The sequence below is a fragment of the Paraburkholderia sp. CNPSo 3076 genome (genome assembly GCF_026343935.1).
Taxonomy (GTDB): domain Bacteria; phylum Pseudomonadota; class Gammaproteobacteria; order Burkholderiales; family Burkholderiaceae; genus Paraburkholderia; species Paraburkholderia nodosa.
In genome coordinates, this window is record NZ_JAPMAL010000019.1 from 172,064 (window position 1) to 187,228 (window position 15,165).

Annotated in this window: 12 protein-coding genes; 7 read left to right on the forward strand and 5 right to left on the reverse strand. The window is 65.3% G+C overall.

The genetic code is table 11. The annotated features are described in order from the left end of the window. Positions 1-497: 497 nt before the first annotated feature. Together M3A49_RS22910 and purN are read right to left on the reverse strand one after the other, a co-directional pair. Positions 498-1,889 carry an RsmB/NOP family class I SAM-dependent RNA methyltransferase gene (locus M3A49_RS22910; protein WP_266231153.1) on the reverse strand — a complete coding sequence of 464 codons (1,392 nt, stop codon included), beginning with the start codon at positions 1,887-1,889 and terminating at the stop codon, positions 498-500. Then, positions 1,886-2,545, reverse strand: coding sequence for a phosphoribosylglycinamide formyltransferase (purN, locus tag M3A49_RS22915; RefSeq protein ID WP_266231154.1), 660 nt, complete (start codon positions 2,543-2,545; stop codon positions 1,886-1,888). Before purN ends, M3A49_RS22910 begins: the two co-directional genes overlap by 4 nt. Before the next feature lie 189 nt (positions 2,546-2,734). On the opposite strand from purN, the gene M3A49_RS22920 reads away from it, so the two are divergent. The 6 genes from M3A49_RS22920 to dut all read left to right on the forward strand — a co-directional run bounded on the left by M3A49_RS22920 (position 2,735) and on the right by dut (position 10,051). Next, positions 2,735-3,730, forward strand: coding sequence for a bifunctional riboflavin kinase/FAD synthetase (locus tag M3A49_RS22920; RefSeq protein WP_266231155.1), 996 nt, complete (start codon positions 2,735-2,737; stop codon positions 3,728-3,730). 142 nt (positions 3,731-3,872) lie between these two features. After that, positions 3,873-6,722: an isoleucine--tRNA ligase gene (ileS, locus tag M3A49_RS22925; RefSeq protein ID WP_266231156.1), complete on the forward strand. Its 2,850-nt coding sequence runs from the start codon at positions 3,873-3,875 to the stop codon at positions 6,720-6,722. After that, positions 6,722-7,237, forward strand: coding sequence for a signal peptidase II (lspA, locus tag M3A49_RS22930; RefSeq protein ID WP_266231157.1), 516 nt, complete (start codon positions 6,722-6,724; stop codon positions 7,235-7,237). The genes ileS and lspA overlap by 1 nt, the downstream gene beginning before the upstream one ends. Before the next feature lie 33 nt (positions 7,238-7,270). Next, entirely contained in the window at positions 7,271-8,500 is a 1,230-nt protein-coding gene (coaBC, locus tag M3A49_RS22935) for a bifunctional phosphopantothenoylcysteine decarboxylase/phosphopantothenate--cysteine ligase CoaBC (RefSeq protein WP_266231158.1), read from the forward strand. A 67-nt stretch (positions 8,501-8,567) separates the two neighbouring features. Next, positions 8,568-9,572: an LLM class flavin-dependent oxidoreductase gene (locus M3A49_RS22940; protein WP_266231159.1), complete on the forward strand. Its 1,005-nt coding sequence runs from the start codon at positions 8,568-8,570 to the stop codon at positions 9,570-9,572. A 32-nt stretch (positions 9,573-9,604) separates the two neighbouring features. Then, positions 9,605-10,051, forward strand: a complete 447-nt coding sequence (dut, locus tag M3A49_RS22945; RefSeq protein ID WP_028205273.1) for a dUTP diphosphatase — start codon at positions 9,605-9,607, stop codon at positions 10,049-10,051. Between the two features lie 57 nt (positions 10,052-10,108). On the opposite strand, the gene M3A49_RS22950 is transcribed toward dut, so the two are convergent. The 3 genes from M3A49_RS22950 to clpS form a co-directional block, all read right to left on the reverse strand. Next, the gene (locus M3A49_RS22950; RefSeq protein ID WP_266231160.1) at positions 10,109-11,524 is read right to left on the reverse strand and encodes an amino acid permease; all 1,416 of its coding nucleotides are present in this window, start codon (positions 11,522-11,524) and stop codon (positions 10,109-10,111) included. Between the two features lie 209 nt (positions 11,525-11,733). Continuing rightward, positions 11,734-14,025, reverse strand: a complete 2,292-nt coding sequence (clpA, locus tag M3A49_RS22955; RefSeq protein ID WP_069262762.1) for an ATP-dependent Clp protease ATP-binding subunit ClpA — start codon at positions 14,023-14,025, stop codon at positions 11,734-11,736. Continuing rightward, the gene (gene clpS, locus M3A49_RS22960) at positions 14,022-14,336 is read right to left on the reverse strand and encodes an ATP-dependent Clp protease adapter ClpS (protein WP_028205276.1); all 315 of its coding nucleotides are present in this window, start codon (positions 14,334-14,336) and stop codon (positions 14,022-14,024) included. Before clpS ends, clpA begins: the two co-directional genes overlap by 4 nt. Before the next feature lie 585 nt (positions 14,337-14,921). Here clpS and cspD point away from each other — a divergent pair. Beyond that, a complete protein-coding gene (gene cspD, locus M3A49_RS22965; protein ID WP_017776809.1) occupies positions 14,922-15,128 on the forward strand; it encodes a cold shock domain-containing protein CspD in 207 nt (68 codons plus the stop codon). Positions 15,129-15,165: the final 37 nt, after the last annotated feature.

Consider the following 15,165-nt stretch of genomic DNA (forward strand, 5'->3'; position numbering starts at 1 on the left):
CGAAGCGCGTCGGCCTTTCAGCCAGGCGCCAGTGTCAAGAAAGTGAAAGCGACTAGATGCGGTTGGACGGCATTCTACTAGAACCGTTCCAAGTGTTTGTAACAAAGGGAGATTTTTTTCTTTAATGGTTACGGCGTCAACATCTGAAGGGCGTTTCGAGGCGCTTTGCCGCAGCCAACTGGCCCTTTCCGTGATATCCGACCCCATCTAGTCTTCAACGCGATCCCATGTTCCGCGCTCTCTACCCAGAATCCTAGTTCGAGTTGCACGGCGTCGCCTGAAAATTCGATGGGATACGGCGTTCGTCTGGAATCGGGTCTCGATGCATACGTCACCCGGCCCTGAATGCTGCCTGCGCTGATGATGTCGCCAATACGCAACGAGCGGTCGGCCGGCACGATGACCGTGATGCGGCACGATCTGCCGCATGAGCTAGTGCGGACCGCCCGGCTTGCCCCGGCCGGACGGTCCCGCAAACGTCGCTCCCGCCGCGCGTTTTACTCCAGCGCAGCGTCCGGCTCGGCGGCTTCGCTGTCCTGCGCCTTTGCGATCACGTCGGACGCCTCCTGCTCCGCTGCGGCTTCTTCGGGCGTCGTCTGCGCACCGGCCGCCTTCGTCTTGGGCTTGGCTTCGCCGCGACGCTCCAGCACGGCGGCAAAGAAGCCGTCGGTGGCGTGGCGGTGCGGCCACAGCGAGAGGTAGTCGCCCGTGTCGAGGCCCACGCGCTGCTCGGCCAGCACCTCGCGTGCGCTCACCAGCACGAACTCGGGATGCGCCTCGAGGAACTGCTTCACGACCGCTTCGTTCTCGGCTTCGAGAATGCTGCAGGTCGCGTAGACGAGACGGCCGCCGCGCTTGAGCAGGCGCGCCGCGCTCGTGAGAATCGAAAGCTGCTTGGGCGCGAGTTCGGCCACCGACGCCGGCGACTGGCGCCACTTGAGGTCGGGGTTGCGGCGCAGCGTGCCGAGGCCCGAGCACGGCGCATCCACGAGCACGCGGTCGATCTTGCCGATCAGGCGCTTGATCTTGGCGTCGTGCTCGCTGTCGATCAGCACGGGATTGACGTTCGACAGGCCGCTGCGCGCGAGGCGCGGCTTGAGCTTGGCCAGGCGCCGGTCGGACACGTCGAAGGCGTAGAGACGGCCCGTCGAACGCATCATCGCGCCGAGCGCCAGCGTCTTGCCGCCCGCGCCAGCGCAGAAGTCCACGACCATCTCTCCGCGGCGCGGCGCCAGCAGCGTGCACAGCAGCTGACTGCCCTCGTCCTGCACCTCGAACCAGCCGTTCTTGAACGCGTCGAGTTTCGTGAGCGCGGGCTTGCCCGTCACACGCACGCCGAACGGCGCGAACGGCGTTTCGCCACCTTCGATGCCCGACTCGGACAGCGCGCGAATCAGCTCTTCGCGATTCGCCTTGATGGGATTGGCGCGCAGATCGAGCGGCGCCGGGTAGTTCAGCGCGGCGGCCAGTTGCGCGAGTTCGGCGGGCTCAAAGCGCGTTTCCAGCGCCTTCATGATCCACTCCGGCAGATTCAGCTGCACGCGCAGCGGCAGGCTGGCCGGGTCGATCTTCGAGACGTGCTCGAGCCAGGTGGCCTCGGCGTCCGATACGAACGGACGGATCGCCGAGCGGCCTGCCGTCGCCATGAGGCCGAGCAGCGTGAGGCGGCGCGTCGGGCTGCCCGTGCCGCTTTCGGCCAGGTGCGCGAATTCCATGCGCCGGCGCAGCACGGCGAACACGGCTTCGGCGATCACACCGCGCTCAGCGTGGCCGAGCTTCGGATGCTCGCGGAAGAAGCGGCTCGTCACCGCGTCGGCCGGGCCCGTGAATTTGAGGACGTCGGCGAGCAACGTTTCGGTCTGTCCAATCAGAAATCCATGCAGTCTCATGCGCCCTCCCCGGCGGCTTGCGAGTCGTCAAAGAAGAGCCACTGTGGCTCGGCCGGCGTAAGCGTCACGCATTCGCCGTCGAGCGCGAGGCGCCCTTCGACGAACCAGCGCACCGCGCGCGGATACATCACATGTTCGGTCTTGAGCACGCGCGCGGCGAGCGCCGCGGCGTCGTCGCCCGCGCGCACCGGAACCACCGCCTGCGCGACGATGGGGCCATGATCGAGCGTTGGCGTGACGAAATGCACCGTCGCGCCGTGCACGCGGCAGCCGGCGTCGAGCGCCTGCTGGTGCGTCCCCAGGCCCGGAAACATCGGCAGCAGCGAGGGATGGATATTGAGCATCCGACCCGCATAATGGCCGACGAACGATTCGGTCAGCACGCGCATGAAGCCCGCCAGCACGACGAGGTCCGGCGCATAGCCGTCGATGACTTGAGCGAGCGCCGCGTCGAAGCTGGCGCGATCGGGAAACTGGCGGTGGTCGACCACCGCCGTGGCAATGCCATTCGAAGCCGCGAACGCGAGGCCCGCGGCGTCAGGACGGTTGGCAATCACGGCGGCGATACGCGCGCCCCAAGCCTCCTGCGCGCAAGCGCGCACGATGGCTTCCATGTTGCTGCCCCGCCCCGAAATCAGGATGACGAGATTTTTCATCCGCGGATTTTATCATCGGGGCGCCTGCTCAACGCTCGCGCGGCGGCGATCGTCGCCTCGTGCGTTTATAATCTTCTGTTTCGTCGCGGTCCTTGGGCCGCGAATGGCCAGGTCAGTCGGTCAGCAGTCGATCATTAGCACGCGTGCTGCGCCAGCGCGCTTTTCGAGGTTCCACCAGGTTCCGCTATCGTGAGAGTCTTCCGCGGTCTTCCCAATGCCGAAAGCCGCGCGCCCTGCGCGCTGACCATCGGCAATTTCGACGGTGTCCACCGCGGGCATCAGGCATTGCTCGCGCGCGTGCGCGCGGCAGCCGACGCGCGCGGCCTGCCCGTCTGCGTGATGACCTTCGAGCCGCATCCGCGCGAGTTCTTCAACCCGGCCAGCGCCCCGCCGCGCATCGCCATGCTGCGCGACAAGCTCGAAGCGCTGCGCGAGAACGGCGTGGACCGCGTCGTGGTCGAGCATTTCAACCACACGTTCGCGAGCCAGTCGCCCGAGGCGTTCGTTCAGCGCATCATCGTGGGCGGACTGCACGCGCGCTGGATGATGATCGGCGACGACTTCCGCTATGGCGCGAAGCGCGCGGGCGACTTCGCTTCGCTGCAGGCCGCGGGCGCGCAGCACGGCTTCGAAGTCGAGCAGATGGCGACCGTGGCCGACCCTTCGGGCGTGCGCATTTCCAGCTCCGCCGTGCGTGCGCAACTGCACGCCGGCGACCTCGACGCCGCGCGCGCTTCGCTTGGCCGCGGCTACCACATCAGCGCGCACGTCACGCACGGCCTGAAGCTCGGGCGCGACCTGGGCTTCCCCACGATGAACCTGCTGATCGGCCACAAGCGGCCGGCGCTCAAGGGCATCTTCGTCGTGATGGTGCATGGCATCGCCGACCATCCGCTGCCGGGTGTCGCGAGCCTCGGCCTGCGCCCGACCGTGGACGACTCGGGCCGCGTGCTGCTCGAAGTGCATCTGCTCGACTGGCACGGCGACGCCTACGGCAAGCTCGTGCGCGTCGAGTTTCTCAAGAAACTGCGTGACGAGGAGAAGTTTCCCGACCTCGAAACGCTCACCGCCGCGATCGCCCGCGACGTGGCGAACACCCGTGCGTGGTTCGCCGCCGCGGGCGCAGACGTGGCCGGCGGCGCATCCACTGGCTTCGCCACCTCGGCCACCGACCGAATTAGGTGACCCGCGGCCCGCCTGCGCGGGCTGCCCCCGCCCCCAGGCGCCGCGTGCACAAAGCACGGCATGCAGCGCCCGAGGCGACGGTTGCGCGGCATCGGCCGCAACGCTGACGCCATGCTTCCCCCGAATTCCACGTGATCTCACCATGAGCGACAAGAAAGCATCCTCCGGCAAGCCGCAGAAGTCCGAATCGAAGTACCCCGTCAACCTGCTCGACACCCCGTTCCCGATGCGCGGCGACCTGCCCAGGCGCGAGCCGCAATGGGTCAAGGAATGGGAAGAGAACCAGGTCTACGAGAAGATCCGCGCGGCTTCGAAGGGCCGCAAGAAGTTCATCCTGCACGACGGCCCGCCGTATGCGAACGGCGACATCCACCTCGGCCACGCGGTGAACAAGATCCTCAAGGACATGATCGTCAAGGCGCGCAATCTCGCGGGCTTCGACGCGGTCTACGTGCCGGGCTGGGACTGCCACGGCATGCCGATCGAAATCCAGATCGAAAAGCAGTTCGGCAAGTCGCTGCCCGCCCAGGAAGTGATGCAGAAGGCGCGCGAGTACGCGGCCGGCCAGATCGAGACGCAAAAGAAGGGCTTCAAGCGCCTGGGCGTGCTCGGCGACTGGAACAACCCGTACAAGACGATGAACTTCGTGAACGAGGCCGGCGAGCTCCGCGCACTCGCGAAAATCATCGAGAAGGGTTATGTGTTCCGCGGCCTCAAGCCCGTGAACTGGTGCTTCGACTGCGGCTCGGCGCTCGCTGAGGCGGAAGTCGAGTACAAGGACAAGACCGACCCGACCATCGACGTGCTGTTCACGTTCGCGCAACCCGCCGAAACGGCGGCCGCGTTCGGCCTGCCCGCGCTGCCGCGCGAGGAAGGCGGCATCGTGATCTGGACCACCACGCCCTGGACGATTCCGTCGAACCAGGCGCTGAACGTGCACCCGGAAGTCGACTATGCGCTCGTGGACACGCAACGCGGCCTGCTGATCCTCGCCGTCGAGCGCGTGGAAGCATGCATGAAGGAGTTCGGCCTGACCGGCACGATCGTCGCCACGACGAAGGGCGAGAAGCTCTCGCTGCTGCGCTTCAATCACCCGCTCGCCTCGGCGCACCCGGGCTACAAACGCACCTCGCCGATCTACCTCGGCGACTACGTCACGACCGACACCGGCACGGGCATCGTGCACTCGGCGCCCGCTTATGGCGTGGAAGACTTCGTGTCGTGCAAGGCGCACGGCATGGCGGATTCCGACATCATCAGCCCGGTGATGGGCGATGGCCGCTACATCGAGTCGCTGCCGCTGTTCGGCGGCCTCTCGATCTGGGCGGCGAACCCGAAGATCGTCGACGCACTCGACGCCGCCGGCACGCTCCTGCGCAGCGAAAAGTACCTGCACAGCTACATGCACTGCTGGCGCCACAAGACGCCGATCATCTACCGCGCCACCTCGCAGTGGTTCGCGGGCATGGACGTTCTGCCTGCAGACGGCGGCAAGACGCTGCGCGAAACGGCGCTCGAAGGCATCGAGGCGACGGCGTTCTACCCCTCGTGGGGCAAGCAGCGCCTGTATTCGATGATCGCCAACCGCCCGGACTGGACGCTCTCGCGCCAGCGGCAATGGGGCGTGCCGATGGCGTTCTTCGTGCACAGGGAAACCGGCGAGCTGCATCCGCGCACGCTGGAGCTGCTCGAACAGGTCGCGCAGCGCGTGGAGAAAGAAGGCATCGAAGCGTGGCAGACGCTCGACCCGCGCGAGCTGCTCGGCGACGACGCCAACCTGTACGAAAAGAACCGCGACACGCTCGACGTGTGGTTCGACTCGGGCACGACGCACTGGCACGTGCTGCGCGGCTCGCACAAGGACGAACTGCAGTTCCCGGCCGACCTGTACCTGGAAGGCTCGGACCAGCACCGCGGCTGGTTCCACTCGTCGCTGCTCACGGCTTCGATGCTCGACGGCCGCCCGCCCTACAACGCGCTGCTCACGCACGGCTTCACCGTGGACGGCGAAGGCCGCAAGATGTCGAAGTCGCTCGGCAACGGCGTCGATCCGCATGAAGTGGCGAACCGGCTGGGCGCGGAAATCATCCGTCTGTGGATCGCCTCGACCGACTACTCGGGCGAGCTAGCCATCTCGGAGGAGATCCTCAAGCGCGTGACGGAAGGCTATCGCCGCATCCGCAACACGCTGCGCTTCCTGCTCTCGAACCTCTCGGACTTCGACTTCGAGAAGCACGCGCTGCCCGCGAGCGAATGGCTCGAGATCGACCGCTATGCCGTCGCGCTCACGCATACGCTGCAAAACGACGTGCTCGCCCACTACGACCGCTACGAGTTCCACCCGGTGGTGGCCAAGCTCCAGACGTTCTGCTCGGAGGACCTGGGCGGCTTCTACCTCGACGTGCTGAAGGACCGCCTCTATACGAGCGCAGCGGACTCGAAGGCCCGCCGCGGCGCGCAAACGGCGCTGCATCACATCACGCATAGCCTGTTGCGCATCCTCGCGCCGTTCCTTTCGTTCACGGCCGAAGAAGCGTGGAAGGTGTTCCAGCCGCAAAGCGAAACCATCTTCACCGAAACCTTCCACGCCTTCCCGGACGTCGCAGGCGCGCCGGAGCTGATCGCCAAGTGGACGCTGCTGCGCGAAGTGCGCGGCAACGTGACGAAGGCGCTCGAAGAGGCGCGTGTGGCGAACCAGATCGGTTCGTCGCTGCAGGCCGAAGTGCGCATTCTCGCGAGCGGCGCGCGCTACGACGCGCTCGCCTCGCTCGGCGACGACCTGAAATTCGTGCTGATCACCTCGGCGGCGGAAATCGTGAAGGTCGATAGCGAAGCGGAGGAAGGCGTCGAAGTGGTCACCTCGAAGTACCTCAAGTGCGAGCGCTGCTGGCACTACCGCGAGGACGTGGGCGCGAACGCGGAGCACCCGGGCCTGTGCGGCCGCTGTGTTGCGAATCTGTTCGGCGACGGTGAAAAACGGAGCGCGGCATAATGGCAAAAACCCTGCCGAAGCAGTCCAGGTCGAATGGCGCGGGCGGCACGCTCGCGCCGTGGCTGGGGGTCGCGGTGATCGTGATCCTCGCCGATCAGCTCACGAAAATCGCCATCAACAAGGTGTTCAGCTACGGCGAAGGCCGCGTGATCGCGCCGTTCTTCAACCTCGTGCTGGTCTACAACAAGGGCGCGGCGTTCAGCTTCCTGTCGGCGGCGGGCGGCTGGCAGCGCTGGGCATTCACGCTGCTTGGCGTAGTGGCGGCGCTCGTGATCTGCTATTTGCTCAAGCGCCACGCCACGCAGAAGCTCTTCTGCACGGCGCTCGCGCTCATCATGGGCGGCGCGCTCGGCAATGTGATCGACCGCCTGCTGTACGGCCACGTGATCGACTTTCTCGACTTCCACGTGGGCGGCTGGCACTGGCCGGCGTTCAACCTCGCCGATAGCGCGATCTGCATCGGCGCGGCGCTGCTGGTGTTCGACGAACTGCGGCGCGTGCGCGGCGCGCGCTGAGTGTGTGGGCTGCACGGTTATAGGAGCTGTGACTTGAACACGTCCGCTGCAAACCCAGGCGAACTGGCCGGCCGTCACCTCGTGCTCGGCATGACGGGCGGCATTGCCTGCTACAAGATCGCCGAGCTCACGCGCCTGTTGACCAAGGCCGGCGCGACCGTGCAGGTCGTGATGACCGAGGCCGCCACGCAGTTCATCACGCCGGTCACCATGCAGGCACTGTCGGGCCGCCCCGTCTACACGAGCCAGTGGGACGGCCGCGTGCCCAACAACATGGCGCACATCGATCTCTCGCGCGAGGCCGACGCCATCGTCATCGCGCCCGCCTCCACCGACTTCCTCGCCAAGCTCGCCCACGGTTTCGCCGACGATCTGCTCTCCACGCTGTGCGTGGCGCGCGACTGCCCGCTGCTGGTCGTGCCCGCGATGAACCGGCAGATGTGGCAAAACCCGGCCACGCAGCGCAACGTCGCGCAACTGCGCGCGGACGGCATCGAAACGCTCGGTCCCGATTCCGGCCCGCAGGCGTGCGGCGAGATCGGCGACGGGCGCATGCTCGAACCCGAGGCCGTGTACGAGGCAATCGTTTCGTTCTTCGCGCCGAAGGTGCTCGCGGGCCGCAAGCTCCTGATCACGGCCGGCCCGACCTTCGAGCCGCTCGATCCCGTGCGCGGCATCACCAACCGCTCGAGCGGCAAAATGGGCTTCGCGCTCGCGCGCGCCGCGCAGCAGGCGGGCGCCGAGGTGCATCTGGTCGCCGGCCCGGTCGCGCTGGAAACCCCGTGGGGCGTGTATCGCGAAGACGTGCAGACCGCCCGGCAGATGTACGACGCGGTCATGCGCGCCGCGACCGACGCCGATGTCTTCATCGGTGTGGCGGCCGTGGCCGACTGGCGCGTCGATCATGTCGCCGAGCACAAGATCAAGAAGACGGCCGAGCACCGCATGCCGGCGTTCACGTTCGTCGAGAACCCGGACATCCTCGCCTCGGTCGCGGCCTTGCCGAATCCGCCTTACTGCGTAGGCTTCGCCGCCGAAAGCGGCGACCTCGACGTGCACGGCGAAGAAAAGCGCGCGCGCAAGAAGGTGCCGCTGTTGATCGGCAATCTCGGCCCGCTCACCTTCGGTCAGGACGACAATGAAGTCGTGCTGTTCGAGGCGGGCGGCCGCAAGCCGCTGCCGCGCGCGGCCAAGCAGGCGCTCGCGCAGACGCTCGTCGCCGAAATCGCGCGGCGTCTGCCGGACCCGAGCATCATCTCGTGACGCGCGCGCCGGCGCAGCCGTGTGCCGGCGTTGGGCGCCGCGAACACAGGCAAGGAGCAGTACTGCCATGACACTGCTTTCCGTACTCGACCAGTCGCCCGTCATCGCAGGGCACAGCGCGGCGGACGCCATCGCCGCCACCATCGAGCTTGCACAGCTCGCCGACGACCTCGGCTACACGCGCTACTGGTGCGCCGAGCATCACGGCCTGCTCGGCGTGTGCAACCCCTGCCCCGAAGTCATGCTCGCGCGCCTCGCCAGCGTCACGAAGCGCATCCGCATCGGCTCGGGCGGCATCATGCTGCCCTATTACAGCCCCTTCAAGGTCGCCGAACAGTTCATGATGCTCGAAGCGCTCTTTCCGGGGCGCGTCGATCTCGGTGTCGGGCGTGCGCCGGGCGGCGACATGCGCACAGCGCAGGCCGTGGCCGCTGGCACGTACAACCGGGGCGACCAGTTCACGCAGCAGGTGCAGGATCTCGTCGGCCTGATGGACGGCACGCTCCCCGCCGATCATCTCGCGAGCGGCGTCGTGCTGCAGCCGCAGATCCAGACGCGCCCGCAGCTCTGGGTGCTCGGCTCGAGCGACTTCGGCGGCATCCTCGCCGCGCAGCTCGGGCTGCGCTTCTCGTTCGCGCACTTCATCAACGCGCACTTCGGGCATCTCGTGGCCGAGGCCTATCTCGACCGCTTCAAGCCGGGCCACGAAGCGAAGCCGTATCTCGCGTGCGCCGTGTTCGCGATCTGCGCGGACACCGAAGCCGAGGCCGCCGACCTCGAAAAGGCCGTCGACCTGCGCCGCGTGCAGATGGCCTACGGCCTGAACGCGCCGATCCCGAGCCTCGAACAAGGACGCGCGCAGGAATACGGCGAGCGCGAGCAGATCGTGATCGACCGCGAGAAACCGCGCAGCGTCATCGGCACGCCCGAGAGGGTCACCGAGCGCCTTCTCGCAATCAAGGACAACTTTCGCGCCGACGAACTGATCGTGCTGACCGTTGCGGGCAGCTACAAGGCTCGTCTGCGCTCTTATGAACTGCTCGCCGAGGCGTTCCAGTTGCCTCGCGCCTGAGCGATCCACCACCGCCCCATCAATCTGACTTCATGAAAATCGACATCAAGATCCTGAACGAGCGCATGCGCGACCAGCTGCCCCACTACGCCACGCCGGGCAGCGCCGGCCTCGACCTGCGCGCGTGTCTCGACGCGCCGATCACGCTCGAACCGGGCGAAACGAAGCTCGTGCCGACGGGCCTCGCCATCCACGTGGCCGATCCGGGCTACGCGGCGCTGATCCTGCCGCGCTCGGGCCTTGGCCACAAGCACGGCATCGTGCTCGGCAATCTGGTCGGCCTGATCGACTCGGACTACCAGGGCGAACTGATGATTTCGACCTGGAACCGCGGCCACACCACCTTCACGCTCAACCCGCTGGAGCGCCTCGCGCAGCTCGTGATCGTGCCGGTCGTGCAGGCGCAGTTCAACATCGTCGACGACTTCGAGGCGAGCGAGCGCGGCGCGGGCGGTTTCGGCAGCACGGGCAAGCACTGACCCAGGCGGTTGCGCCGGCAACAAAAAAGCACGCCTCGGCGTGCTTTTTTGTTGCGTTCAGACGGAAGCTTCGGTTCGCTGCGCCGCGCCGGGACGCCGGCGATACCAGAGCGCATACACCACCACGAGCACCGCGAGAAACGCGAGGCCGTAGGCCAGCGTCATGCGAAATTCGCGCGTAAAGGCCGTGCCGGCCAGAATGCCGAGCATCAGCAGCGCGCCCAGCACGCTCGTGAACGGGAAGCCCCACATGCGGAATGCGAGCGGCGCGCCGCCCTCGCGCGCCTGGCGCACGCGGAAAAAGATCTGCGTGACGAAGATCATGAACCACGTGAACATCGCGCCGAACATGGCGATCGACATCATCAGCGTGAACGCGGCTTGCGGCCAAAGCGCGTTGAGCACGGCCGCCACCGCAATGCCGATGGTGGACAGCGAAAGCGCCGCCGTCGGCACGCCGTGACGCGTGAGACGTCCGAACGCCGCCGGCGCATAGCCCGCGCGCGAGAGGCTGAACATCATGCGCGTGGTGATGTAGAGCTGGCTGTTCATGGCCGAGAGCGCCGCCACGAGCACGATGAAGTTGATCGCGCCCGCCGCGTAGGGCACGCCGGTTGCGGCCATGACTTTCACGAACGGGCTCTCGTTGCCGCCCGCCTGGGTCCACGGCACGATGGCGAGCATGAGCGCGAGCGTGAGCAGGTAAAACAGCACGAGACGCAGCACGGTCGCGCGAAACGCGCGCGTGACGGCGCGCTGCGGATCCTGTGCCTCGGCGGCCGCCACGGCGATCGTCTCCACGCCCAGGTAGCTGAAGAGCGAGACGATCGTCCCGACCCACACGCCCCACCAGCCTCGCGGCAGCAAGCCGCCGTGCGACGTGTAGTTCGCGAAGCCCACGCCGGAGCCGGCCGGCGCGCGCCACACGAACCATGCACCCAGCACGATGAACGCGACGATGGCCGCGATTTTGAGGCTCGAGAACAGATATTCGATGGCGCCGTACGCGCGCACACTCATTGCGTTCACAACGATCAGCGCTGCTGAAAATCCGACGATCCAGTAGAGCCCCGGCACGTGGGGAAACCAGAATTTCATGTAGACCGCGATTGCAGCGACTTCGGTGCCCACCGCCAGCACATACGCCGACCAGTACGCATAGCGCACGACGAAGCCGGCGAGCGGCCCGATATAGTGCTCGGCGTATGCGCCGAACGAGCCCGATACCGGATGCGCAACGGTCATCTCCGCGAGGGCGCCCATCAACAGCAAGGCGATCAGCGCGCCGATCGCGTAGGAAATGAGTACGCCGGGCCCGGCGAAAGAGATCGCGAAGCCGCTGCCGAGAAAGAGCCCGGTGCCGACCGCGCCACCGATGGCGATCATCGTCATCTGCCCGGCGGACAAGCCCTGACGCAGCCCTTGTTCGCGCTCGACGATGGCTTCGAACGCACCCGATTTACGTGGTACCACTGTTACACCCCTGCTTCGCGCGAGCGCTACTCAGCGCTGCGCATCAAGAAAACGCCGACGGCGGACAAACGCGCATTTTACCGGCTGACGGCTGGCGCGCCTGCGCGGCACGGCGCAACCCCTGGACCTGTCAGCGCAAATAAAAACGGCGCAGTCCTTTCGGACTGCGCCGTCTTGCCTGAAGGCTGTTTGCGCAGTAGCGCCGCTGCTTATTCCACTTCGACCGCTTCCGGATTGCGCGGCGCCGGCTGCTCGTCGAACGTGAGCTGGACCTTGTCTTCCGCATCGACGTCCACGGTCACGCGGCCGCCGTTCATGAGCTTGCCGAACAGCAGTTCGTCGGCGAGCGCACGGCGGATCGTGTCCTGGATCAGGCGCTGCATCGGCCGCGCGCCCATGAGCGGGTCGAAGCCGTGCTTGGCCAGATGCTTGCGCAGCGCGTCGGTGAAGACCGCGTCGACCTTCTTCTCATGCAACTGGTCTTCCAGTTGCATGAGGAACTTGTCGACCACGCGCATGATGATTTCCTCATCGAGCGCACGGAAGCTGATCGTCTGATCGAGCCGGTTGCGGAACTCCGGCGTGAACAGGCGCTTGATATCGGCCAGTTCGTCGCCCTGCTCGCGCCGGGTCGTGAAGCCGATCGTCGACTTGTTCATCGCTTCGGCGCCCGCATTCGTCGTCATGATGATGATGACATTGCGGAAATCCGCCTTGCGGCCGTTGTTATCGGTCAGCGTGCCGTGGTCCATCACCTGCAGCAGCACGTTGAAGATGTCCGGGTGCGCCTTCTCGATTTCGTCGAGCAGCAGCACGCAGTGCGGCTTCTTCGTGACGGCTTCGGTGAGCAGACCGCCCTGGTCGAACCCGACGTAGCCCGGCGGCGCGCCGATCAGACGGCTCACCGCATGGCGCTCCATGTACTCGGACATGTCGAAGCGGATCAGCTCGATGCCGAGCGTAAACGCGAGTTGGCGCGCCACTTCGGTCTTGCCGACGCCGGTCGGGCCCGAGAACAGGAACGAGCCGATTGGCTTGTCCGTCTTGCCGAGACCCGCGCGCGCCATCTTGATCGAAGCCGAGAGCGCGTCGATGGCCGGATCCTGGCCGAACACCACGGCCTTGAGATCGCGGTCGAGCGTTTGCAGCTTGCTGCGATCGTCCTGCGACACGCTTTGCGCCGGCACGCGCGCGATCTTCGAAATGATCTCTTCGATCTCGCTCTTGCCGATGGTCTTCTTCTGCTTCGACTTCGGCAGAATGCGCTGGGCCGCGCCCGCTTCGTCGATCACGTCGATTGCCTTGTCGGGCAAGTGACGGTCGGTGATGAAGCGCGCCGACAGTTCAGCGGCCGCGTTCAGCGCGCCCGACGAATACTTCACGCCGTGGTGCTCTTCGAAGCGCGACTTCAGACCGCGCAGGATCGCCACGGTTTGCTCGACGGTCGGCTCGACCACGTCGACCTTCTGGAAGCGCCGCGACAGCGCCGCGTCCTTCTCGAAGATGCCGCGGTATTCCGTGAACGTCGTAGCTCCGATGCACTTGAGCGTGCCCGACGAGAGCGCCGGCTTGAGCAGGTTCGACGCATCGAGCGTGCCGCCCGACGCGGCGCCCGCGCCGATCAGCGTATGAATTTCGTCGATGAACAGAATGGCGTGCGGACGCTCTTTCAGTTCTTTCAGCACCGTTTTGAGGCGCTGCTCGAAGTCGCCGCGATACTTCGTGCCTGCCAGCAGCGCGCCCATGTCGAGCGAGTAGACCTGGGCGTCCGCGAGAATGTCCGGCACTTCGCCGCGCGTAATGCGCCAGGCGAGCCCTTCCGCGATCGCGGTCTTGCCGACACCGGCCTCGCCCACGAGCAGCGGATTGTTCTTGCGGCGGCGGCACAGCACCTGCACCACGCGCTCCACTTCCAGTTCGCGACCGATGAGCGGATCGATCCGGCCGTCCTTCGCCATCTGGTTCAGGTTCTGCGTGAACTGGGCGAGCGGGGTTTCCTTCTGGCCGGCGGCGTCTTCGGCTTCGGCATTCGCGTCGCTGGCCTTGGCGGCTTCGCCGCTGCCCGTCTTCGCGATACCGTGCGAAATGAAATTCACGACATCCAGACGGGTGACGCCCTGCTGCTGCAGGTAATACACCGCGTGCGAGTCCTTCTCGCCGAAGATGGCGACCAGCACGTTCGCGCCCGTCACTTCCTTCTTGCCGTTGGAAGTGGACTGAACGTGCATGATCGCGCGCTGGATCACGCGCTGGAACCCGAGCGTCGGCTGCGTATCGACGTCATCCGTGCCGGGTACCGTAGGGGTATTGTCGTGAATGAAGTTGCGCAGGTTCTGTCGCAGGTCTTCGATATTGGCGGCACACGCGCGCAGCACTTCCGCCGCTGTTGGGTTATCCAACAGCGCCAGCAGCAAATGCTCGACCGTTATGAACTCGTGCCGTGCCTGACGTGCTTCCATGAACGCCATGTGCAGGCTGACTTCCAGTTCCTGGGCAATCATGCTTCCTCCATCACACACTGCAGCGGATGCCCGGCCTGCCGTGCGTGGGTAACGACTTGCTCAACCTTGGTCGACGCGATGTCTCGCGTATAGACCCCACAAACACCCCTGCCCTCGCGATGGACCTTCAACATGATCTGCGTTGCGGTCTCGCGGTCCTTATTGAAATATTCCTGCACGACCATCACGACGAATTCCATCGGCGTGTAGTCGTCATTCATTAGCACGACCTTGTACATGGAGGGCGGTTTGACCTTTTGCTCCTGCCGCTCCACTACGGTTGAATCCTGCTTGTCCGGGATAATCGCCATACACCCATTCTAAACAACTCGGACAGGCCCGCAATCCTGCCGTAACCTGACCGGCCGGCCGGTGAACCCGGCGCTCCCGACCTGCGACCCGCTGCAAGCAATTCATGCGCCCTGGCCCGGCCCCGATCCCTTGGACCGGCTGCGGGGCCGGTACACAATCCTGCTCTCAGCAGCTTTCACGCCACCGTTGAATTGAGTATCGCACAACCTTGACGTTGCCGTGGGAAGCGACTGTAGGCGCACGCACGCTCGGTGTCAGATTCCATGGTGCGGTGCATCGCATATGCGTCACCTGCGCGGTTTTTCAAGACGCTCACCTGCATCTGCTCTATGCACCGGTGCTCAGCGTCGGCGAAAAGCAGGAAAAACCCTGGAAATGCGCTCTTTACAACGCGTCAAAGGGCGTCTCAAAATATTCTTGACAGCAGAATAAAGACCCTCAACAATCAAGCTGGCACTTTTTTCAACCGCCTTAAATTCGAAAAAATGCCGTTGGTGAGCTTGTGAGGAGGGGGCGATCGCACCGCGATCGTTTAGCTTTTCGAACTGCTCGTGGTAGGGACATGAGTTACAGGGGAAGTTGGTATGGCAACCGGTACGGTCAAGTGGTTCAACGACGCGAAGGGTTTCGGGTTCATTACGCCGGATGAAGGCGGCGAGGACCTGTTCGCTCACTTTTCGGCTATTCAAATGAATGGCTTCAAGACCCTCAAAGAAGGTCAGAAGGTGAGCTTCGAGGTCGTGCAAGGCCCGAAGGGTAAACAGGCATCGAACATTCAGGCAGCAGCCTGATCTGTTCGGTACCCGTACCTTGGAAACCCGGCTTCGG

Bases quoted from the DNA above. Each gene is read 5' to 3' on its own strand.
- M3A49_RS22910 (WP_266231153.1), bottom strand. From the start codon at position 1,889: ATGAGACTGCATGGATTTCTGATTGGACAGACCGAAACGTTGCTCGCC.
- purN (WP_266231154.1), bottom strand. From the start codon at position 2,545: ATGAAAAATCTCGTCATCCTGATTTCGGGGCGGGGCAGCAACATGGAA.
- ileS (WP_266231156.1), top strand. From the start codon at position 3,873: ATGAGCGACAAGAAAGCATCCTCCGGCAAGCCGCAGAAGTCCGAATCG.
- lspA (WP_266231157.1), top strand. From the start codon at position 6,722: ATGGCAAAAACCCTGCCGAAGCAGTCCAGGTCGAATGGCGCGGGCGGC.
- M3A49_RS22940 (WP_266231159.1), top strand. From the start codon at position 8,568: ATGACACTGCTTTCCGTACTCGACCAGTCGCCCGTCATCGCAGGGCAC.
- dut (WP_028205273.1), top strand. From the start codon at position 9,605: ATGAAAATCGACATCAAGATCCTGAACGAGCGCATGCGCGACCAGCTG.
- clpA (WP_069262762.1), bottom strand. From the start codon at position 14,025: ATGATTGCCCAGGAACTGGAAGTCAGCCTGCACATGGCGTTCATGGAA.
- clpS (WP_028205276.1), bottom strand. From the start codon at position 14,336: ATGGCGATTATCCCGGACAAGCAGGATTCAACCGTAGTGGAGCGGCAG.
- cspD (WP_017776809.1), top strand. From the start codon at position 14,922: ATGGCAACCGGTACGGTCAAGTGGTTCAACGACGCGAAGGGTTTCGGG.